At 40.2% G+C, this 20,184-nt stretch carries 28 protein-coding genes and 2 pseudogenes; 20 read left to right on the forward strand and 10 right to left on the reverse strand.

From position 1 onward, the window contains the following. Positions 1–36: 36 nt before the first annotated feature. The 4 genes and pseudogenes from F8S12_RS04465 to F8S12_RS04480 all read right to left on the reverse strand — a co-directional run. A pseudogene (locus F8S12_RS04465) lies at positions 37–318 on the reverse strand (IS701 family transposase); the annotation flags it as partial. 108 nt (positions 319–426) lie between these two features. Beyond that, complete coding sequence (locus tag F8S12_RS04470; protein ID WP_196515078.1) at positions 427–597, reverse strand: hypothetical protein; 171 nt, start codon at positions 595–597, stop codon at positions 427–429. 35 nt (positions 598–632) lie between these two features. Continuing rightward, positions 633–932 (reverse strand): type II toxin-antitoxin system RelE/ParE family toxin, encoded by a 300-nt coding sequence (locus F8S12_RS04475; RefSeq protein ID WP_196515079.1) that lies wholly within the window; start codon positions 930–932, stop codon positions 633–635. After that, on the reverse strand, positions 929–1,183 hold the full coding sequence (locus tag F8S12_RS04480; RefSeq protein WP_196515080.1) for a type II toxin-antitoxin system ParD family antitoxin: 255 nt from the start codon (positions 1,181–1,183) through the stop codon (positions 929–931). The genes F8S12_RS04475 and F8S12_RS04480 overlap by 4 nt, the downstream gene beginning before the upstream one ends. A gap of 220 nt (positions 1,184–1,403) precedes the next feature. Between F8S12_RS04480 and F8S12_RS04485 the strand changes: the two are divergent. The 10 genes and pseudogenes from F8S12_RS04485 (at position 1,404) to F8S12_RS04530 (ending at position 6,039) form a co-directional block, all read left to right on the forward strand. Further along, positions 1,404–2,031, forward strand: a pseudogene (locus F8S12_RS04485) (hypothetical protein). Between the two features lie 21 nt (positions 2,032–2,052). After that, complete coding sequence (locus F8S12_RS04490; protein ID WP_196515081.1) at positions 2,053–2,241, forward strand: hypothetical protein; 189 nt, start codon at positions 2,053–2,055, stop codon at positions 2,239–2,241. Positions 2,242–2,285: 44 nt separating this feature from the next. After that, the gene (locus F8S12_RS04495) at positions 2,286–2,558 is read left to right on the forward strand and encodes a hypothetical protein (RefSeq protein ID WP_196515082.1); all 273 of its coding nucleotides are present in this window, start codon (positions 2,286–2,288) and stop codon (positions 2,556–2,558) included. Then, positions 2,545–2,898, forward strand: a complete 354-nt coding sequence (locus tag F8S12_RS04500; protein WP_196515083.1) for a type II toxin-antitoxin system PemK/MazF family toxin — start codon at positions 2,545–2,547, stop codon at positions 2,896–2,898. Before F8S12_RS04495 ends, F8S12_RS04500 begins: the two co-directional genes overlap by 14 nt. A 279-nt stretch (positions 2,899–3,177) precedes the next feature. Then, entirely contained in the window at positions 3,178–3,408 is a 231-nt protein-coding gene (locus tag F8S12_RS04505) for a DUF433 domain-containing protein (protein WP_196515084.1), read from the forward strand. 9 nt (positions 3,409–3,417) lie between these two features. After that, the gene (locus tag F8S12_RS04510) at positions 3,418–3,600 is read left to right on the forward strand and encodes a DUF5615 family PIN-like protein (protein WP_230967790.1); all 183 of its coding nucleotides are present in this window, start codon (positions 3,418–3,420) and stop codon (positions 3,598–3,600) included. Between the two features lie 204 nt (positions 3,601–3,804). After that, complete coding sequence (locus F8S12_RS04515; RefSeq protein WP_196515085.1) at positions 3,805–4,008, forward strand: hypothetical protein; 204 nt, start codon at positions 3,805–3,807, stop codon at positions 4,006–4,008. Next, positions 4,005–4,277 carry a type II toxin-antitoxin system RelE family toxin gene (locus tag F8S12_RS04520; RefSeq protein ID WP_196515086.1) on the forward strand — a complete coding sequence of 91 codons (273 nt, stop codon included), beginning with the start codon at positions 4,005–4,007 and terminating at the stop codon, positions 4,275–4,277. The genes F8S12_RS04515 and F8S12_RS04520 overlap by 4 nt, the downstream gene beginning before the upstream one ends. A gap of 30 nt (positions 4,278–4,307) precedes the next feature. Beyond that, the gene (locus tag F8S12_RS04525; protein WP_196515087.1) at positions 4,308–4,610 is read left to right on the forward strand and encodes a hypothetical protein; all 303 of its coding nucleotides are present in this window, start codon (positions 4,308–4,310) and stop codon (positions 4,608–4,610) included. Positions 4,611–4,677: 67 nt separating this feature from the next. Next, complete coding sequence (locus F8S12_RS04530) at positions 4,678–6,039, forward strand: AAA family ATPase (protein WP_196515088.1); 1,362 nt, start codon at positions 4,678–4,680, stop codon at positions 6,037–6,039. On the opposite strand, the gene F8S12_RS04535 is transcribed toward F8S12_RS04530, so the two are convergent. Both F8S12_RS04535 and F8S12_RS04540 read right to left on the reverse strand, forming a co-directional pair. Continuing rightward, positions 6,004–6,162 (reverse strand): type II toxin-antitoxin system RelE/ParE family toxin, encoded by a 159-nt coding sequence (locus F8S12_RS04535; RefSeq protein ID WP_196515089.1) that lies wholly within the window; start codon positions 6,160–6,162, stop codon positions 6,004–6,006. The genes F8S12_RS04530 and F8S12_RS04535 overlap by 36 nt on opposite strands. Further along, on the reverse strand, positions 6,159–6,446 hold the full coding sequence (locus tag F8S12_RS04540; protein WP_331001349.1) for a type II toxin-antitoxin system ParD family antitoxin: 288 nt from the start codon (positions 6,444–6,446) through the stop codon (positions 6,159–6,161). Before F8S12_RS04540 ends, F8S12_RS04535 begins: the two co-directional genes overlap by 4 nt. 122 nt (positions 6,447–6,568) lie before the next feature. Between F8S12_RS04540 and F8S12_RS04545 the strand changes: the two genes are divergently transcribed. Continuing rightward, complete coding sequence (locus F8S12_RS04545) at positions 6,569–6,847, forward strand: hypothetical protein (protein ID WP_196515090.1); 279 nt, start codon at positions 6,569–6,571, stop codon at positions 6,845–6,847. Between the two features lie 24 nt (positions 6,848–6,871). Here F8S12_RS04545 and F8S12_RS04550 read toward each other — a convergent pair whose 3' ends face one another. The 4 genes from F8S12_RS04550 to F8S12_RS04565 form a co-directional block, all read right to left on the reverse strand. After that, the gene (locus F8S12_RS04550; RefSeq protein ID WP_196515091.1) at positions 6,872–7,603 is read right to left on the reverse strand and encodes a hypothetical protein; all 732 of its coding nucleotides are present in this window, start codon (positions 7,601–7,603) and stop codon (positions 6,872–6,874) included. A 279-nt stretch (positions 7,604–7,882) separates the two neighbouring features. Then, positions 7,883–9,292 (reverse strand): NAD(P)(+) transhydrogenase (Re/Si-specific) subunit beta, encoded by a 1,410-nt coding sequence (locus F8S12_RS04555; RefSeq protein WP_196515092.1) that lies wholly within the window; start codon positions 9,290–9,292, stop codon positions 7,883–7,885. After that, positions 9,289–9,582, reverse strand: coding sequence for an NAD(P) transhydrogenase subunit alpha (locus tag F8S12_RS04560; RefSeq protein ID WP_196515093.1), 294 nt, complete (start codon positions 9,580–9,582; stop codon positions 9,289–9,291). The genes F8S12_RS04555 and F8S12_RS04560 overlap by 4 nt, the downstream gene beginning before the upstream one ends. A gap of 105 nt (positions 9,583–9,687) precedes the next feature. Beyond that, the gene (locus F8S12_RS04565; protein ID WP_196515094.1) at positions 9,688–10,860 is read right to left on the reverse strand and encodes a Re/Si-specific NAD(P)(+) transhydrogenase subunit alpha; all 1,173 of its coding nucleotides are present in this window, start codon (positions 10,858–10,860) and stop codon (positions 9,688–9,690) included. 764 nt (positions 10,861–11,624) lie between these two features. On the opposite strand from F8S12_RS04565, the gene F8S12_RS04570 reads away from it, so the two are divergent. From F8S12_RS04570 to F8S12_RS04610, 9 genes are all read left to right on the forward strand, one after another. Then, positions 11,625–12,131, forward strand: coding sequence for a DUF2808 domain-containing protein (locus tag F8S12_RS04570; protein WP_196515095.1), 507 nt, complete (start codon positions 11,625–11,627; stop codon positions 12,129–12,131). Positions 12,132–12,275: 144 nt separating this feature from the next. Beyond that, positions 12,276–12,410 carry a 50S ribosomal protein L34 gene (gene rpmH, locus F8S12_RS04575; protein ID WP_196515096.1) on the forward strand — a complete coding sequence of 45 codons (135 nt, stop codon included), beginning with the start codon at positions 12,276–12,278 and terminating at the stop codon, positions 12,408–12,410. Between the two features lie 25 nt (positions 12,411–12,435). Next, complete coding sequence (gene rnpA, locus F8S12_RS04580) at positions 12,436–12,858, forward strand: ribonuclease P protein component (protein WP_196515097.1); 423 nt, start codon at positions 12,436–12,438, stop codon at positions 12,856–12,858. Beyond that, a complete protein-coding gene (locus tag F8S12_RS04585; protein ID WP_196515098.1) occupies positions 12,845–13,240 on the forward strand; it encodes a PH domain-containing protein in 396 nt (131 codons plus the stop codon). Before rnpA ends, F8S12_RS04585 begins: the two co-directional genes overlap by 14 nt. A 225-nt stretch (positions 13,241–13,465) precedes the next feature. After that, the gene (yidC, locus tag F8S12_RS04590) at positions 13,466–14,617 is read left to right on the forward strand and encodes a membrane protein insertase YidC (protein ID WP_196515099.1); all 1,152 of its coding nucleotides are present in this window, start codon (positions 13,466–13,468) and stop codon (positions 14,615–14,617) included. Beyond that, a complete protein-coding gene (locus F8S12_RS04595; RefSeq protein ID WP_196515100.1) occupies positions 14,614–15,135 on the forward strand; it encodes a Jag family protein in 522 nt (173 codons plus the stop codon). Before yidC ends, F8S12_RS04595 begins: the two co-directional genes overlap by 4 nt. A gap of 202 nt (positions 15,136–15,337) precedes the next feature. Then, the gene (locus tag F8S12_RS04600; RefSeq protein WP_196515101.1) at positions 15,338–15,856 is read left to right on the forward strand and encodes a YceD family protein; all 519 of its coding nucleotides are present in this window, start codon (positions 15,338–15,340) and stop codon (positions 15,854–15,856) included. A gap of 681 nt (positions 15,857–16,537) precedes the next feature. Then, the gene (locus F8S12_RS42230; protein WP_196515102.1) at positions 16,538–18,490 is read left to right on the forward strand and encodes a PAS domain S-box protein; all 1,953 of its coding nucleotides are present in this window, start codon (positions 16,538–16,540) and stop codon (positions 18,488–18,490) included. Between the two features lie 10 nt (positions 18,491–18,500). Then, complete coding sequence (locus F8S12_RS04610) at positions 18,501–20,018, forward strand: hybrid sensor histidine kinase/response regulator (RefSeq protein ID WP_196515103.1); 1,518 nt, start codon at positions 18,501–18,503, stop codon at positions 20,016–20,018. The last annotated feature ends 166 nt before the right edge of the window (positions 20,019–20,184 follow it).

Genomic DNA, 20,184 nt, shown 5'->3' on the forward strand with positions numbered 1-20,184 from the left:
CACTCTCCGGCGTTAGCAAGTAGTAACTAAGTGAAATTATCCAGAAGCATAACAAGGTTTAAATTGATTCATTTCACTAATTAATTGATTGAATCCCAGCAATAAATTAGAATTGGGGAAAATATGTATCCAGGGATAAATCAACCAAAATAGTAAGAGTGGTTGGGCAATGAGACGCAGATTATTTAAAGTATTCTTCCATCCGCATTCATGGTTCCATTGTTGATGATTAGAAAAATCAACATCACTATTTTCTTGTACCTCAGTTTCAATTTGACGAGATTTATTTAAGCCTAACAAGGCTGGAGAATTTAAACTATGGTAGCAACTGTTGGGTGAGCATCTCTTGCCAAATGTTTCAAGATTTGTAATTCTACATCCATTGCCCTATTTACCTTTCAGGGTTTTATTTTTTTATTCTTTTATTCAGAATACCCGGAAAGTGACAGAAGAGGGATAAGTTGATTGATTTTTAGTGTGGCTTAACGTAGCGATCGCACTGTGGAGTTTTGGCGATCGCTTTTTTAACGAACCACAGAGGCGCAGAGAACACAGAGCAAGAAGAGAGCGATCGCATGGTGGAGTTTTAGCGATCACTTTTATTCCGAAGGTGCAATTAGGCTATAGATATTTCACTCTAATTCTAAAAATAGTGACTCCAAATCTCTATATCCACTGATGACACGGGTAATATCAATTCCATCTTCTCTCGGATAGTAGAAGATGATATATTCTTCAACGTTAAATCCCCGTAGATTCGCAGATAATTGCTCATAACTCTTACCCATGTTGGGAAATGCAGCAACTAATTTGCATTTCTGGCGAATTGCATCAAAAAGTTTACCAGCAGCACTGGGACTATTCTGAGCAATATACTCACAAATAGTATTTAAATCTTTGACTGCTTCATCAGAAAAAGAGTAGTTACTCATTTTTGAGACTCAGCAATTTTATTGATTTTTTCTTGTAGTTGAGCAAATACTATCTCACCATCTGTAATCTCTCCTCTAGCAATTTGTTCTTTTCCAATCACTATTTTTTGCCGCAGTTCTTCCAAACATTCTTCTCGTGCTTGTAGCAATTTGAATGCTTCGTTCATCACTTCTTCTGCATTAGCATATCTCCCAGCTTGAATTTGGGATTGAATAAACTGCTCATGCTCAGGTTTAAGGGAAATATTCATGACAAATAACCCCTACTAACTTGACTATATTAAAATTTTATCGCTAATTGACTTGACGAAGGAATACGTCTCAGTTTTCAACTGGAAAGATTACAGAACTTACGCATTGACAAATAAGACAAAGAATGTATTAGTGAGAGGGAGAAAAAATAAGCGATCGCTAGCAGTAGGGGACTGAAAAGATAGATAATTTACGCTGTCTCTATTGAGGGCATAGACAATCAGAGTAACTACCAAGCCATCCACTGCAAAGTGTGACCTCAACACTTACACTCTGTTTTTATTGGCAGAATCAAAGTATCCAGGCTGCACACGTTTAGCAGATATTATGGAAGATTTATCACATGATAGTGTCAACAGATTTTTGCTACGTGAGCGTTACGAGCCAAAAGATTTATTTGATGAAGTTAAGCTGCATATCAATTTAGTAGGTGGCACATTAAGTGCAGATGATACCGTAATTGATAAGCCTCATAGTGACCCAAAATTAACAGAGTTAATTGCTTACATTTATTCAGGAAGGCATCATCGTATAGTTAAAGGAATTCAGCTAATTACCTTGTATTATACCGATTTATCAGATAAATCTGTACCTGTAAATTATCGCCCGACTTGAAGCAACTGGCGAACCCGTAAGGGTGAGGACATCTGAGGCAATTAAAACTCACTTTTTTAGTGCTATCCGCGCTTTCACACAACTAGAATTAATGCGAACTCAAGAGTTAATTGAAAACTGGTATGAAGTCCAGAGAAATTTGTCTCTTCAGGTGGCTCGTGACTTCATTCTGGAACATCTTGAACAAAAGATAGGCTTGAATACACATAGTCAGATTTCTGTCAATGCGTAAGTCCTGGATTAATGCGATCGCATGGTGAAGATTTTTTTTGCGATCGCTTTTTTATCTCACGCAAAGACGCAAAGGAAGGAAGAAGAGAGCGATCGCACACTGGAAATTTTGCAGGCGATCGCTTTTTTATCTCACGCAGAGGAAGAAGGGAGCGATGCCTTCTCTACGAGACGCAAGCGCGAACGCTCCATTTGCAATGACATTGTGTAATTAATTCTGTCCAACTATTTATTCAGTGGCTCTATGATATTAATATGGAAACTAAAGAAATTCTCCAAGCACTCCCAAACCTAAGCGTAAGCGATCGCTTAAAGATAGCTGAATCAGCCCTGCAATTGGTTCTTCAAGAAAAACACTCACTTACCAAAGATGAGCAAAAACGCCAATTAAGACTAGCCGCAATCACAGCTATTGCAGATTATGCACCTGGTAGTGAATTAAATATATTCTCGGACTTAGAGGGAGAAGACTTTTGCAATTATCCAGATGAAGACTTCTACAACTCAGGGACTTATGTACAGAGGTGAAGTCTGGCTAGTTAACTTAGATCCAACTGTAGGGACGGAAATTAGCAAAAAACGTCCTTGTATCATAGTTAATGATGATGCTATTGGGATTTTGCCCTTGAAGGTTATTGTCCCAGTTACAGATTGGAAAGAAAGATATGCAGTCAGACCTTGGATGGTGCGGTTGGAACCAAGTATAAAAAACAGTTTAGCCAAAGTTTCTGGTGTAGATACTTTTCAAATACGTTCAGTTTCAGAAATAAGATTAGTTAGAAAACTAGGTCAACTCTCCGACTCAGAAATGCAACTTGTTTCTCAAGCCTTAGCTGTTGTCTTAAATATTTCTCATCCACCACTTTAGCGATCGCACAATGGACATTTTGCAGGCGATCGCTTTTTTATCTCACGCAAAGACGCAAAGAAAGAAGAGAGCGATGCCTTCTCTACGAGAGGCTTAAGCCAACGCCTACGCTTTTTTAACGAACCACAGAGGCACAGAGTACACAGAGTCAGAAGAGGGGCGATGCCTTTGGCGGGCTTCGCCTACGCAGAGTTTTGGAACTGCCTAGTCTACCGTAGTTATCGCCTCTATACTCAGGCAATTTATGAGAAACTAGAAGATATTACAAAAGAATAATTTATGTTAGGTCTGGAAAGAATTACATTTAATCCTCACATTATGGCGGGACAAGCGTGCATTCGCGGGATGCGGATTCCAGTTTCATTGGTGGTTAATTTGGTAGCTAATGGCAAACCTGTAGAGGAGATTTTAGAAGAATATCCTGATTTAGAACCAGAGGATATTCGTCAATCTTTACTTTACGCAGCTTGGTTAACTCAAGAACGGGTTTATCCCTTCAAAACGGCTTAATTAAGTAAAATGAAATTTTTAGCTGATATGGGAATTTCTCTACGCACTGTGTCTTGGTTGCGTAGTGCTGGTCATGATGTGGTACATTTGCGAGATGAAGGGTTGCAAAGACTACCAGATGATCAGATTTTAGTGAAAGCTTGTAGAATGTCAGGCAGATTTGGAAGTAGGGACAATTATTTCTGTCAGTAATGAAACTTTCCGGGTAAGGCGATTACCTATATAAGTTAAGTTGATTGATTGTTAGTGTAGCTTAACGTAGCGATCGCACAGTCGCAGAGGAGCGATCGCCTTGGCGTAGCCAAAGAAGAGAAGCGATCGCCTACTCCAAATCTTCTATACTTGTACTATGTAAAGATAATCAAATTCTCTATAATTACAAACACTAAAAAACAAATGAATACCAGTCAATACCCATTTGCTCAAGAATTAATCACAGATACTCAAGGTAACATTCGTAAAGTAATTATAGATTTCCAAGACTATCTACGCTTATTAGAAGCTATTGAAGATGAAGGATTGATATTAGCAATCAAGGAAGTACAACAAGAAACACCATTAAATATTAATGAAGCATTAGCCGAATTAGAAAGAGAGTGAATACCCAGTATCTATCCAGTTTTATTAAAGATTTAAAAGCACTCAAAAGTACACCTTACTATGAGGCAATTAAAGTACTTGCTTTTGAAGAAATACCACAAATAGCTAACTTTGAAGAAATTACTAATATAAAAAAGCTGCAAGGATATGATTATATTTATCGTATTCGTATGGGAGATTATCGGATCGGGATTATATTTGACGGTGAAACATTAATATTTCAGCGTGTGCTACATCGTAAAGATATTTATCGATATTTTCCAAAGTAAGTCAAATTAGTTATTGTGTGGAATTGTGCGATGCCTTCTCTGCGAGACGCTACGCGAACGGCTGGCTTCGCCTACGCACTGTGGAGATTTTGCGATCGCTTTTTATCTCACGCAGAGGAAGAAGGGAGCGATCGCACGCTGGAGATTTTGCAGGCGATCGCTTTTTTAACGAACCACAGAGGCGCAGAGAACACAGGGAAAGAAGAGAGCGATGTGGAGATTTTGCGATCGCTTTTTATCTCACGCAGAGGAAGAAGGGAGCGATCGCTAACTGTGGAGGGAAAAATTAGAGATTGCTCAATAATTAAGGACTTACGAGATTTTCTCTCCTAAGATGTTGGTTTGAGCTTATTATGGAACGAGGAGCAGTTTAAAATAGGAATACTTTGGGTACAAGATAATGCTAATTCAACTTACTATACAAAACTTTTTGTCTTTTAGAGATGAAGTTACCTTCAGTATGGTGGGGGTTAGCAGTGACCAACAACACACAAATCATCTTGCTGAAAATGCCGCAGGTAAAGGGCGTTCGTTGCTGCCTATTGCTGCAATTTATGGTGCAAATGCAGCCGGTAAGTCAAATCTCATAGAGGCTCTCAACTTTGTACAAAATCTTGTTGTAGAAGGTACTCGAAGTAGTAAATCCATTCCTGTTTCCCCATTTAAACTTAGTGATTATAATAAACAGCCCAGTAAGTTTGAATTTGTTTTTACATATCAAGAAACTCAATATTCTTATGGATTCAAATTGAATAGAGAACAAATTTTTGAGGAATGGCTTTATGCCATTCCTCGTGGTAAAAAGAAAGAAGTTATGTACTTCGAGCGGATCACTTCTGAAGAAAAAGAAACGAGTCTAGACTATGGTTCAGTACTTAAAGGTAGAAGTGATAAAGGTAAACAATTTTTAGATTTTATTGCAGAAGGAACTCGTCCGAATCAACTTTTTTTAACAGAAGCAATTGAGCGTAATGTTCAAATTTTACTTCCAGTTGCTAACTGGTTTAGAAAAGTACTAACTATTATTCCAGCAGAGGCAGATTATCGAGGTTTAGAAATTGGAATACTTGGTAATGAATCTTTTACAAAATTCCTCAGTGAATTTATTCAATTTGCTGGAACAGGAATTGATTCTATAAGTACTGAAGAAATTGAGCTAGATTTTGATCAACACTTTCCAAATATACCTAAAACTGTAAGAGAGAATTTTCTTGAGAAGCTTGCGGCTGATGATGACTCAGTAGCAATGATAGAAAATCCAAGAGGTAAACGGCATCTCCTTGTCAAAAGTGAAGGCGGTCAATTAAGCTTGATTCAATTAAAAACTCAGCATCGTCATGAAGATGGACGTCTTATTGATTTTACGATTGAAGAAGAGTCAGAAGGAACTCAACGCTTGATTAATCTTGTTCCATGTCTCTTTGTCTTAAAGGAAGAAACTGAAAAGGTCATCTTTTTAGATGAACTTGATAGGCGTTTGCATCCTCTCCTATCTCGATGTTTTGTAAAAGCAGCAATAGATTGTAGAGAAAAAAGTAATCAATTAATCTTTACAACTCACGATACAAACCTACTCGATTTAGATTTACTACGACGTGATGAGATTTGGTTTGTTGAGAAGAACCAGCAGAGTGTGTCTAACCTTTATTCTTTAGCAGAATTCAAGATTAGACCTGACCTAAAAATTGAGAAAGGTTATTTAAATGGTCGGTTTGGAGCTATTCCTTTAACTCTTCCCCATGTTGGGAAATCCAGCAACTAATTTGCATTTCTGGCGAATTGCATCAAAAAGTTTACTAGCACCACTGGGACTATTCTGAGCAATATACTCACAAATAGTATTTAAATCTTTGACTGCTTCATCAGAAAAAGAGTAGTTACTCATTTTTGAGACTCAGCAATTTTATTGATTTTTTCTTGTAATTGAGCAAATACTATTTCACCATCTGTAACCTCTCCTCTTGCAATTTGTTCCTTTCCAATCACTATTTTTCCCCGAAGTTCTTCCAAACGTTGTTCTCGTGTTTGTAGCAATTTGAATGCTTCGTTCATCACTTCTTCTGCATTAGCATATCTCCCAGCTTGAATTTGGGATTGAATAAACTGCTCATGCTCAGGTTTAAGGGAAATATTCATGACAAATAACTCTACTAAATTTACTATATTCAAATTTTATCGCTAATTGACTTGATGAACGAATACGGCTCAGTTTTTAACTGAAAGATTAATGCGATCGCACACTGGATATTTTGCAGGCGATCGCTTTTTTATCTCACGCAAAGGCGCTAAGGATGAATAGAAGAGAGCGATCGCACACTGGAGATTTTACAGGCGATCGCTTTTTTATCTCACGCAAAGACGCAAAGAAAGAACAGAGCGATCGCACTGTGGAAACTTTGCAGGCGATCGCTCTTTTATCTCATACAAAGGCGCAAAGGAAGAGAGCGATGCCTTCGGCGGGCTTCGCCTACGCACACTGGAGATTTTGCAGGCGATCGCTTTTTTATCTCACGCAAGAAAGAAGAGAACGATCGCACAATAAAGATTTTGCAGGCGATCGCTTTTTTTAAACGAACCACAAACTACGCAAATAATTATTTTTCCGCTATTTTAGCAGCGATCGCTCTACCAATGTTATGGAAATATTCATTTTTTAAACCTCTAGCTACAGGATGTTTAGCTATAACAAACACAGTCTGACTATTTCTAGAAATTAAGAAACCTTCTGAAGTTGGTGAAAACTCAACATCAGTTATTTTTTCAGTTATTCTTCTCCAATAAGATTCAAATCCTATACCATAGAAAACAACAGCTTTAGGTTGATGTTCTTTTATTATTTGACTAATATGATTTATTCGCTTTTCAACACAATAATTTTTATAAGTATCTTTATTAGATAAAAAAGTAAGCTTAGAATGTTTACCATATATCCAATGTTTAAGAGATGGTGAGGGTAAAGGTAATAATTCTAATAAACAAGTCTCTTTATCTTTCCTAGCTAATTCGTTTATTTGATATTTACGGACATCTTCTTTATCAATATTCCCTGTTCCTTTAGCAGTTAAGACAATGCGAATCAATTTATTCCATGTTGGTTGTATGTTTTCGTCCCATGTTCCCATATCTATATGATATTCTGCAACATCATCTATTTCACATTTGCCCCTGTTTGACCATATATTTATTCTTTTTTCAACATCTTGAAAATCTCCTCCTGCTTCTTCTATACCAATAAACCAATAATTTCCTTTATAATTACCATATCCATAAAATGTATCAACTCTTTTTTCTAGAAACTCATCATTAAAAAAATCTTGACTCAACATAACTCTGTTATTTTACTGAAAAAATTAAAACTTGTTCGTCAAAACTAATCGAGTATATATGGAACGTCAAGTTAAATAACCAAAGTTAAAATTTTCCTAAATTATCAAGTCTATAATAAATAAACTTTTTATTCTTTGCACCTTTCCATGAGATAATTCCCCAACAAAAAACTTGCCTCAGAAGCATCACACCCCCAAGGCAAGCAAACTCTCTAAATTCTTTACTCCGCGCTCTCTGCGCCTCTGCGGTACCCTACGGGAAGCCGCTTCGCGTCTACGTTAAAGTTGCTTCACTTCCGAAACCAACTTCGACACCATATCTTTAGCGCCACCAAAAAGCATCGTCGTTTTCTCCTTGTAGAACAACTCATTATCTACACCGGCAAAACCCGTACTCATCCCGCGCTTAATTACAATCGTCTGCTTTGCCCGATCTACTTCCAAAATTGGCATACCATAAATCGGGCTATTTTTATCACTCCGCGCCGCCGGATTTACCACATCATTTGCCCCAATTACTAAAGCCACATCTGCTTGCTCAAACTGGGGATTAATATCTTCCATATCGTACAACTGCGTATAAGGCACATTTGCCTCCGCCAACAACACATTCATGTGCCCCGGCATTCTCCCAGCAACGGGATGAATCGCATACTTGACATCAACGCCCATTTTTTCTAGCTGATCTGCCAATTCCCGGACGCTATGTTGCGCTTGGGCAACTGCCATACCATAACCAGGTACAATTACCACAGAACGGGCATAACCCAACATCATCGCCCCTTCTTCAGGATCGATGCTGCGGACAGTTTGATCAGTTGCACCACCACTAGCAGCAGCACCACCACCAGAACTAGAACCTGTACCAAAAGCGCTGAACAACACACTAAATAACGAGCGGTTCATCGCCTTACACATAATCTCGGTGAGGATTAACCCAGATGCTCCCACCAGAGCACCAGCGATGATTAACATATTGTTCATCACCACGAACCCAGCCGCAGCCGCCGCCACACCTGACAACGAGTTCAACAGCGAGATTACCACTGGCATATCGCCGCCACCAATGGGGATGACGAACATCACGCCCAGCAGCAATGAAACGCCAACTACTCCCAAGAATATAGGTAAGCTATCTGGTGTGATGATTAAATAGGCACTACCTACTATATAAGCACCCAGAAGCAAGAGGTTAAATGGTTGCTGGAAAGGAAATGTAATCGGGGAACCACTGATTAAACCTTGCAATTTGGCAAAGGCTAAAAAACTACCCGTGAAGGTAATACCACCGATTAACACGTCCAACAGGATGGAAATGTTGACATCTAAGGGTATCGACTGAGAACTATCTAATAACCGCCAGAATTCGGCAACGGCTACTAATGCCGAAGCCGCACCCCCCAAGCCGTTGAGTAAACCCACCATTTGGGGCATTTCAGTCATTTGGACTTTATAGGCAACGATCGCACCAATTGCCGATCCTATAGCCAAGCCCAACAATATCATCTCGTAGTTCAACACATGTTGATCTAACATTGTCGCTGCGATCGCTAACAGCATCCCTACAGCCGCGATGAGATTACCGTTTCTCGCTGTAGCAGGTGAACCCAGCTTTTTCAAGCCCAGAATGAATAACGATGCAGCGACTAAGTACGTCAGCTGAATGCCAGTTGGTAAAAAGTCGCTCACGCCTTAATCTCCTTCTTCTTGAACATTTGCAACATTCTGTCTGTTACCAAAAAACCACCCACAACGTTGACTGTTGCGAGTACCACAGCAATCAAACCGAGAATTACTGATACATTTGTCTCTCTGGCACCAGCAGCCACTATTGCCCCAAGTACCGCAATCCCAGAAATCGCGTTTGAGCCTGACATTAAGGGCGTGTGTAGAGTCGGTGGTATTTTGTTGATGACTTCAAAACCGATAAAAGATGCCAAAACAAATACAAACAAAGCAGCAATTAATGCCTCTGTCATGAAATCAAAACTCCTTAATGTAGATGGGCGATTCAATTTTGGATTTTGGATTTTAGATTTTGGATTAAATTCAATCTAAAATCCAAAATCTAAAATCTAAAATTCCTAATTAACCGCCGGTTCTTGAGTATTCAAAGCTTGTAGTGCATCCCGCACTCGTTGATTGCGAATTTCACCTGCGTGGGTAACGCAAGCCGCATCAACGATGTCATCAGCAAAGTCCACCTGCAAAGCTTTGTCTTTAATTAGCAGTTGAATCAACGATGTTACATTCTTGGCATATAATTGGCTGGCATGAATTGGCATTGATGATGGGAGATTGATAGGGCCGATAATTGTCACACCGTTCCACACAATATCTTTGCCGGGTTCGGTGCAGGCGCAGTTACCACCCTGTTCAGCAGCCAAATCTACAATCACTGAACCGGGTTTCATTTGTGCCACCATTTCTTCTGTAACGAGCAGTGGTGCTTGTCTCCCAGGCACTTGAGCAGTAGTAATCACCACATCAGAATTTTTGACGTGTTCGGCGACAACTTCTTGAGTACGTTGTTTGCTAGCCTCAGAAATTTCCTTGGCGTAACCACCAGCAGCGACGGTTTCTTCCTCTAATTTGACTTCAACGAATTTTGCCCCCAAGCTTTGGACTTCTTCTTTAACCGCAGGACGAATATCAAAAGCTTCTACCACTGCTCCCAAGCGTCTAGCTGTGGCGATCGCTTGCAATCCGGCTACACCCGCGCCCATAATAAATACTTTGGCTGGTGCGATCGTCCCTGCGGCTGTGGTTAACATCGGGAAATATTTCGGTAATGCAGCTGCGGCAATTAATACTGCCTTATAGCCTGCTAATGAAGCTTGCGACGACAAAGCATCCATACTTTGCGCCCTGGTGGTACGGGGAATCATTTCCATACTCAAGGCTGTGACTTTTCGATTTGCCAGTTGCTCTACCACAACAGGATTTCCCAAGGGATTGAGGAAGCTGACTAATACAGCCCCTTCCTTTAACAAGTCAATTTCTGAGCGTCCATCTTCTCGTACTTGCGGTGGGCCGACTTTCAGCAGAATATCTGCTTCACCCCATAATTTGGCAGTATCACTAATTATTGTGGCTCCTGCTGCTTCATAGTCAGGATCGCTGAAAAAAGCTCCCTCTCCTGCACCTGTTTCTACCCAGACTTCCAAACCTTGTTTTACCAATCGGGCAACGGCGTCAGGAATTAATGCTACACGACGTTCACAAACTTCAATTTCTTTAGCAACTGCTATTCTCATGAAATCTCCTGAAGATAAATACTTAAATCTCTGCCAAGTAAGCGATTGTCCAGATGAGGGATAACCCGCACTTATAGTACTTAGGCAGGAATATCAGCCATGACTTTTACTAGTAGATTAAACCTTGAACCTTTCCCCTCTCACTCTTAGCTCTCCAGGCAAAGCTTTACTTTGCCGCTCGCAGAGGTCATATTTTCAGATAGTTGCAAACAAGGTTATGTATTGCATATCCTAAATTGATTCCCAAATTTTGCATCTTTATCTTCAGCTTATTTTCGGGATTGAGAAATCTTGATATTCCTTTGTTATGGAGTAATATTCATCAAGTTGTTAAAGTCTTGATAATTTCCCAATCAAATTTTAAGGATTACGATTTTGATTCAAACTTGTTTTAATCACTTTATCCCAAGTTAACTAGCGATCGCTGATGGCACGGCTCAAGTTTTATAACAAAATTCTCAAATTTAGATACATTTATACATATTTTGAAACATAATCTAATTCCAACTGTGCTTCTATTTAGTTCAAAATTTGACCAACTTAGTAATCAAATCAGGACTCTATAAGGGGAATGAAGTAAATCGACTATATGTTAAACTTATAGCTAAGTAATTTTGCTGTCGCCCAAACTTCGGGAAGAATGGCACTTTTTGTTGTGATTGAACGTCAATTGTCAGGAAACCAGTAGTAAAGTTTAGTAACAAATACTAACACACAGTTATTTTTAGATAACAGATTTATATTTTGGTAGAGGAAGCCCAATTATGCGACGTTTACTTTCTGCTTTAGCCCTGACTAGCTTTTTGGTCACTGCACTCCCAGCCCTGACTTGGGCGCAAAACGGATTTACGCTCTTTAGCGGCATCAAAAGGGAAAATGAACTGCCCTTCCGCTTAGATTTTGGCGGACAATCTAATGGTTGGGATCGATACATATTGAAGATCCCAGCCAAAAAAATGAAATTGGCGGTTGGTCAATTTGCCATTACCTACCCTGATTATTACAAAGGAACTTTTGACCAGAAAAAAATTGAAGTCCGAGTCAAAGGCAAAGCAGTTCCCCTTTCTGAGGTGAAGTGGGACAAAGAAGGTAAGCTAATTAATATTTTTCCCCAAGAGCCAGTGCCAGCAGGTAGCGCAGTTGAGTTAGTGTTATCTAACGTGAAAAACCCAGCCTTCGGCGGTACTTACTATTTTAACTGTCAAGTACTCTCCCCTGGCGATGTGCCACTACTACGTTACGTGGGAAGCTGGATTATGACCATTAATTAAAAGTGGGGAGTAGGGAGTAGGGAGTAGGGAGTGGGAGACAATGGGGACAAGAGAGACAATCAATGCCCCATCCCCAATTCTCAATTAAAGTGATAAAATTTGAGATTGTGAGTTTTTATAAAAATCACCTAAGAGGAGAACAGTATGCAAAGAACACTAGGCGGTACGAATCGTAAGAGAAAAAGAACCTCTGGTTTTCGCGCCAGGATGCGGACACCAGACGGTAGAAACGTAATTCGCGCCAGGAGAAAAAAGGGACGTCACCGTTTGGCCGTTTAAGGCATATCAAGGTAAAAGAGCATCTGTGGCTTTGCCCAAAGCAAATCGGCTAAAATCCCGAAAGGATTTCCAGGCAGTTTTCCGGGAAGGAATTCGGCGTCATGGTTCTTATTTAACATTGAGAGCCTTAAAACCGTCATGTTCAAAAAAACCTTCTTTGGACACTGCCACCCAGACTATACAAGCAACTGACTTAGCACATATAGCCAGCACGCAAATTGGTATTTCAATTAGCACAAAAGTCAGCAAAAGGGCAGTAGTTCGCAACCGGATCAAACGGCAAATTACTGCTGCTTTGCACAATTTGCTGCCAAAATTATTACCAGGATGGCGGCTAGTGGTCGTTGTGAAACCCACAGCAGCAGAATCTAAGTGCGTAAGCCCACAATTTCTGCAAGAATTAGAGCAGTTGTTGGCACAAGCGGAGGTGTTCGATGGGCATTCGTGAAGACGTATATTATGAAGGTGGGCCCCATGTAGGGGATCTGATTATCAACCTGCTAATTGGGCTAACCGTTGTTGGGATACCATTGACAGTTGGGGCCATTGTCCGGGCATTGTGGCTACGTTTCCGGATCACAGATCGCCGAATTACGGTGATTGGAGGTTGGCAGGGGCGCGATCGCACTGACGTAATTTATTCAGAAATTGTTAAAATCGTCAAAGTCCCCCGTGGCATTGGCTTTTGGGGAGATATGGTGATAACCCTAAGAAATGGCAGTCGTCTCGAATTGCGGGCAATTCCCAAATTTCGGGAAGTCTATGACTACATCAATGAAAAAATTGCTGCAAAAAATCCCGAATATAGCAGCGCTGGGAGTAGGGAGTAGGGAATAGGGAGTAGGGAGTAGTGAATACAAAATTTACTCAGATAAAATCCCAAATCCAAATTAAGAACTTCCCACTTACCAAAAACTACATACCACTCCCCACTCCCCACTCCCCATTTTTGGGAATGTGCAGCTATCCGTAGTGAAGGATAGTAGCAGATAAGTGATGATTTTAGATAAATTAGATTCAGTCAGTTTACAGTAGCTCAGGTTAAATTCAGAATAATGGATTTTGGTATCGGCTTTCTCTCGAACAACGTGATGCTGCCCATCATAGATTTTTTCTATGATATTGTGCCTAGCTACGGATTGGCGATCGTTGCTTTGACATTGATAGTCCGCTTCGCGCTCTATCCCCTGAGTGCTGGCTCAATTCGCAATATGCGGAAGATGCGAATTGTACAACCTTTGATGCAAAAGCGGATGGCAGAAATCAAAGAGCGCCATAAGGATAATCCGCAAAAGCAGCAAGAGGAAATGGTCAATGTCCAAAAAGAATTTGGTAATCCCTTGGCAGGCTGTTTTCCATTGCTAATACAAATGCCGGTTTTATTAGCGCTGTTCGCTACTTTGCGGGGTTCGCCTTTCTCAGGTGTGAACTACAGCGTTAACCTGGAAATCTTTCCCGCAGAACAAATCGAACAAATTCAACCGCAAGCCTTTGCCACTGCTCCTCAAAACATTTACGTTGCTGATGGGGAACACGTTAAAGTAGCTGCAATCCTTCCTGGCGGTAACAAACTAGCGGTGGGAGAACAAACCAAGATCCAATATCAGACAGTTGAGGGCAAACCATTTCAGGTACTCTTAGCAGAACACCCAGAAAATAAGCTGATTCCTGACTGGAAAATCACCAAAGGGGAAGATAGGGTAAAAATTGATGCCCAAGGCAATGTACAAGCCTTACAGCCCGGAGAAGTTGCCATTCAAGGAACAATTCCTGGACTAGCAGCAGAAAAAGGTTTTCTATTTATTGATGCCTTAGGTAGGGTTGGTGCAACTGATCCAGATGGCACAATCCACTGGGATATCGTCGCCATGATTGTCTTCTTTGGACTCAGCCTTTATGTTAGCCAAATGCTTTCTGGGCAAAATTCTAGCGGTGGCAATCCACAGCAGGATACGGTTAACAAAATCACTCCAGTCATCTTTTCTGGAATGTTTTTGTTCTTCCCCTTACCAGCTGGTGTACTGATGTATATGGTGATTGGTAATGTTTTCCAAACTGCACAAACTTATCTTCTCTCCCGCGAACCTCTACCAGAAGAACTGCAAAAAATCGTAGAAACTCAGGAGAAAGAAGCAGCAGTCCCAGAACAAAAGGCATTGCCGTTTGAACCAAAAAGTTCTAAGAAAAAGGCGACAGGGGGATCATGAGCAACATTCCCATGCAGCGAGGTCAGCAGTGGTTAACAACACTGCTGGAATTCACTGGGATACCTGCTGAGATTCAGGGTCATTTAGAAACTGCTCAATCTCAAGATGGCGATTCCCCAGAACCAGATAACTACTGGTTGACAATTGACCAAACCAACTTGACATCAGAACAAATCCAGGTATTAATTGGTGCCGATGGTTCTGTGCTAGATGCGATTCAGTATCTAGCGAATTCGGTTTTAAATCTAAGCCAACCTCCTGAAGAACAAGCCTCTTACACCATTGAGTTAAATGGCTACCGGGTTAAAAGAGAAGCCGAAATTCGCGCATTAGCAGAAGCAGCAGCCGATGAAGTGCGTTTTTCTGGTAGAGAAGTGGAAATTAAATCCCTCAGTTCTGCTGAACGGCGTCAAATCCATACCTTCTTGAAGGAATTTGGAGATTTAGAAACCTTTAGTCGCGGCAAAGAGCCGCATCGTCATCTGGTTGTGCGTCCGGCTTCGTTGGAAGGAGTTTAGAAGTAGAGACGCGATTAATCCTCGCGTTTAGGAGTAGAGACGCGATTAATCGCGTCTGTACAAGAGTTAGGAGTTAATTGAAAACTCATAACTATATAATTTCAAAATTTATATTATCCCTAAGAGATAAAATAAAGAATGTATTATCAACGCAATTGCTGATAATCACCATTAATTTTCGTGAGGATGTCTCACAAATCCTATGGACGCAATTTATATTCCGCAGCTAACCGGAGCATCGGAGCGGACAGAGGAAGTTCAAGTTAAAGAATTTCTGCCTGGTTTGGAAACGTTGACACCAGTTCGCGGTCATGTGCGTGTGCAGCATCATGGCAATTACCTGGAAGTATCTAGTCAGGCAGAAACAATTATCACTTGTACCTGCAATCGCTGTTTGCAGCAATACAATCGACGTTTAGAGCTTGATACGAAAGAAATCATCTGGTTAGACGAAACTGCAAATCAAGCAAATGACTTGCCCCTAGAAAGGGAAGTGACTATGGAAGATTTGCTTGAAACCCTACCACCTGATGGTTATTTTTATCCTAACGAATGGCTGTATGAACAAATGTGCTTGGCAGTACCACAGCGCCAGTTATGCGATCGCAATTGTCCAGGTATTCCTCCAAGTACTTTTGATAGTTCTGATACTTCTGAAACTTTAGTTGATAACCGTTGGGCTTCTCTGGAAGCGCTGAAAAAGCAACTTCCGGGACAGTAATTTAGTAATATTCCGTCAGACTCAAGTCTGTGGCTACACGAAATTAGCCTGCTTAGGCAGGCTAATTGTTTTATATTTTACTAAATATTTACAGGACTTACGCAAAGGTAAATATTTCCGTCATTGCGAGCGTTCGCGGAGCGTCTCGTAGAGAAGAGACGTTTTCGTGCTTAGTTCCTGCGTTTTCTGATTAACCGTTACTATTTGAGTAGTTCATCTAAAACGCAGACGAGTGATTTTATGTCTTTTCAGATGTACGGAGCTTCTTAAAAAAGAATATACTAGTCTTATATACTTATGTAATTAAGTACAAATTATATTATGTAAGGGAAATATTACGGTGATTTACTAAAGGTTTCATTTCAGAGTATATACGGTAACAATAACCAAAGCGATCGCGATACCTTAATGTCAATAAATCTTAAATTATCAGGTTAAAAAACTCAGAAAGTATGACGGATCAAGGATGTAGAAGTCCTAGCCGACGTCCAGCCGCTCTCAAGCCTAGCCTACGGTTTCTGCTTTGTAGTCCGGCAACACTGCGATGAACCGAATGTGTTCTCTTTTAGAGGGTGAGAAGCCATCCTTTAGGCGTCTGCGCGTCTACAGAAACTAGGCAGAAAACCTCTTCATTCACACTCTGGCTTCAATGAAGACTTGTGCAGTGTATAGGTTTTAATCATGGAATTTTTAAATAACTTTTTCTCTACTAACCAGTTTATTCCCCACGGACACTGCTACCTCTGGAAACCAGAATTGGTATGGTTGCATCTGCTTTCAGATATGCTAACCGGACTTGCTTATTATTCAATTCCAGTGATGCTAGTTTATTTTGTCCGTAAACGGCGAGATGTGCCTTTCGGCTGGATGTTCCTAATGTTTGGCACATTTATCGTTGCTTGTGGCACAACACATTTAATGGATGTGTGGACTCTTTGGTATCCTACCTATTGGCTATCGGGATTGATCAAAGCCATAACCGCCTTGGTCTCCGTATTGACAGCCATCGAACTTGTGCAATTAATACCCCAGGCATTGGCTTTGCCGAGTCCTGCCCAAATGGAGGCGGCAAACTGCCAGCTAGCAAAGGAAATTGCTGAACGGATACGGACTGAAGAGGTGTTAAGGGAAAGTGAACAACGCTGGCAGTTAGCTTTGCGCGGCAATAATGATGGCATTTGGGACTGGAATGTTAAAACCAATGAAGTTTTCTTCTCAGGTCGCTGGAAGGAAATGCTCGGTTACGAAGACTACGAAATTTCTAACCATTTAGATGAAAGGTTGACACGAGTGCATCCTGATGATCTTAACTGGGTGACACAAGCTGTTCAAGATCACTTTGAAAAGAAAACACCGTTCTACATTACCGAGCATCGAGTTTTATGTAAAGATGGCACCTACAAATGGATTTTGGATCGAGGTCAAGGGTTGTGGGATGAAAACGGTAATGTGGTGCGGATGGCAGGCTCACATACGGATATTACTGAGCGTAAACAAGCAGAGAAGGCACTAAGTAACCTACTTAACCAACTAGAAAGTATGGTTGAGGAACGGACAGCAGAGTTAACGAGAATTAATCAATCACTACAGACAGAAATTAGTGAGCGTCAGCGAATAGAAGAAGCATTGCGGGAAAGCGAACAGCGATTCCGTGCTGCATTCCATCAAGCTGCGGTTGGTATCGCCCATGTAGCCATAGATGGAAGGTGGTTGTTAGTTAATCAGAAGCTTTGCGATCTTGTCGGTTACACACTTGAAGAACTACAGTTGCTAACTTTTCAGGATATTACTCACCCAGATGATCTGAAAGCTGATTTGAAATACGTTGACCAGATTTTAGCAGATGATATTCAAACTTACTCAATGGAAAAGCGCTATTTCCGCAAAGATAATTCCATAATCTGGATTAATCTCACCGTGTCTTTAATGCGTGAACCTTCTGGCGAGCCAAAGTATTTTATTGCTGTGGTCGAAGACATTAGCGATCGCAAGCGGTCAGAGGAGCAAATCCAAGCATCACTTTTAGAAAAAGAGGTGTTATTAAAAGAAATTTACCATCGCGTCAAAAACAATTTACAAGTTATTTCCAGTCTGCTAAATCTGCAATCGGCTTATATCAAAGACAAATACGATTTGGCAATATTTCAAAAAAGCCAGCAGCGAATTGCATCAATGGCTCTGATTCACGAAAAATTGTACCAATCTCAAGACTTGGCAAGGATTAATTTTGGTGAATATGTCCGAGATTTGGTAGCAAGTTTATTTACTGCATATGAAGTCAATGAAGATGCGATCGCCCTGACAATAAATGTTGACGATCATATTTTTCTAGGCTTGGATACAGCAATCCCTTGTAGCTTAATTATCAATGAACTTGTATCTAACTCTTTAAAATATGCTTTTCCAGCAGGGAAAAATGGTACAATTTGTATTGAAATTAAGGAAAAATTTGACAGTAACTTGACACTAAGAGTTACTGATAATGGCATTGGCTTACCAACAAACTTTGAATTAAAAAAAATAACATCATTAGGCTGGCAGCTGGTAGATGCTTTAACCCAGCAACTAGCAGGAAATATTACTATCAAAGGGGCTGTAGGAGTAGAGTGTCAGGTGACATTCCCATTAATATAAATCCAAAATAATGACAAATGCAAAAATTTTAGTTGTCGAAGATGAAGCTATTGTATCTAAAGATTTACAGTATCGACTTCAGAAATTTGGTTACACGGTTTCTGCTATTGCTTCTTCAGGAGAAGAAGCAATTAATAAAGCAATAGAAACATCCCCAGATTTAGTGCTAATGGATATTAGGCTTAAAGGCGCGATGGACGGAATAGAAGCTGCTCAAGAAATTTATAAACGTTTGGATATTCCAGTAGTTTATTTGACTGCTTATGCAGATGAGAAAACATTGGAGCGAGCCAAGATAACTGAGCCGTTTGGCTACATACTCAAACCTTTTAAAGAAAGAGAACTACAAACTAATATTGAAATAGCTCTGACTAAGCATGGTCTAGAAAGGCAATTAAAAGCAAATAAAAAATGGCTGGACGCACTTTTAAAAAGTATCGGCGATGGTGTGATTGCTAGCAATCTGCAAGAATTGATAACTTTTATGAATCCTGTAGCTGAAAATCTGACTGGGTGGAAGCAGGAAGAAGCTTGTGGCAGAAATTTATCAGAAATATTCAATATTGCCAATACAGAAACTCATAACTCTATTGAAAGTCCGATAATACAAGTCCTGCAAGACGGTACTATCGTCGGTCTACCGGCAGAAACTATTCTGATTGCTAAAAACGGTGCAAAAATACCAATTGATGACAGCGCTGCACCAATTAAAGATGACAAAGATAATGTAACGGGTACTGTGTTGGTATTTCGAGATATTACTGAGCGTAAACGAGCAATTGAGGCGCGTCAAAAGCAAATCGAGCAAGAGCAACTTGTGCTGCAATGGGAGGAGATAAATCAACTCAAAAATGACTTTTTGAATTTAGTTTCCCACGAACTGCGCTCGCCATTGAATAATCTGAAGATGATGATTCAAATGATCCAAATATCTCCTGATACCGAGTCATCTCACCGCTATCTAGAGCTTATGGAAACCGAGTGCGATCGCGAGCTAGAATTAATCAACGATTTACTAGACTTACAACAGCTGGAAATCTCATCCTATCCAGTTATTAAGCCTGATATGTTGTTTTTACAACAGTGGCTACCTTGGGTTATTCAGCCGTTTCAAATCCGCATTAAAGAACATCAGCAAACTCTACAAATCAATCTCCCTTCAAATCTGCCGCCGCTCTTCTCAGACGGCACTAGTTTAGAACGAATCATAGTAGAATTGCTAAACAATGCCTGTAAATACACACCTGCTGGTGGTGAAATTATCCTAAGTGTACGTTATGATTCTTCAGAAGTACCCGCAAAAACTATTATTACTACCAATAATTCAGCAGAAATTCCGGCAACAGAATTACCACGAATTTTTGAGAAATTTTATCGGTTCCCCAATGCAGACATCTGGAATCAAGGTGGTTCAGGATTAGGTCTACCTATAGTACAGAAATTAGTCGAACAACTACAAGGAAACATTCAAGTAGAAAGCGCTAATGGCTTAACAACATTTACCCTCACCTTAACTGATCTCATCTAGAGATAGATAAATGGTGCAGTTACATCAATATCTAAAAATAAAGCCTCACTTACTAATTGCTTTGTCAAAAAACTAAAGTTGACACAGGTATCCCTTATGTATTACAGTATAATACATAAGAAATGAGTTAAATTAAAATAACTTTTTTACAATCTCCTACCTCAAC

The organism is Nostoc sp. WHI (assembly GCF_015714725.1).
Classification (GTDB): domain Bacteria; phylum Cyanobacteriota; class Cyanobacteriia; order Cyanobacteriales; family Nostocaceae; genus Nostoc.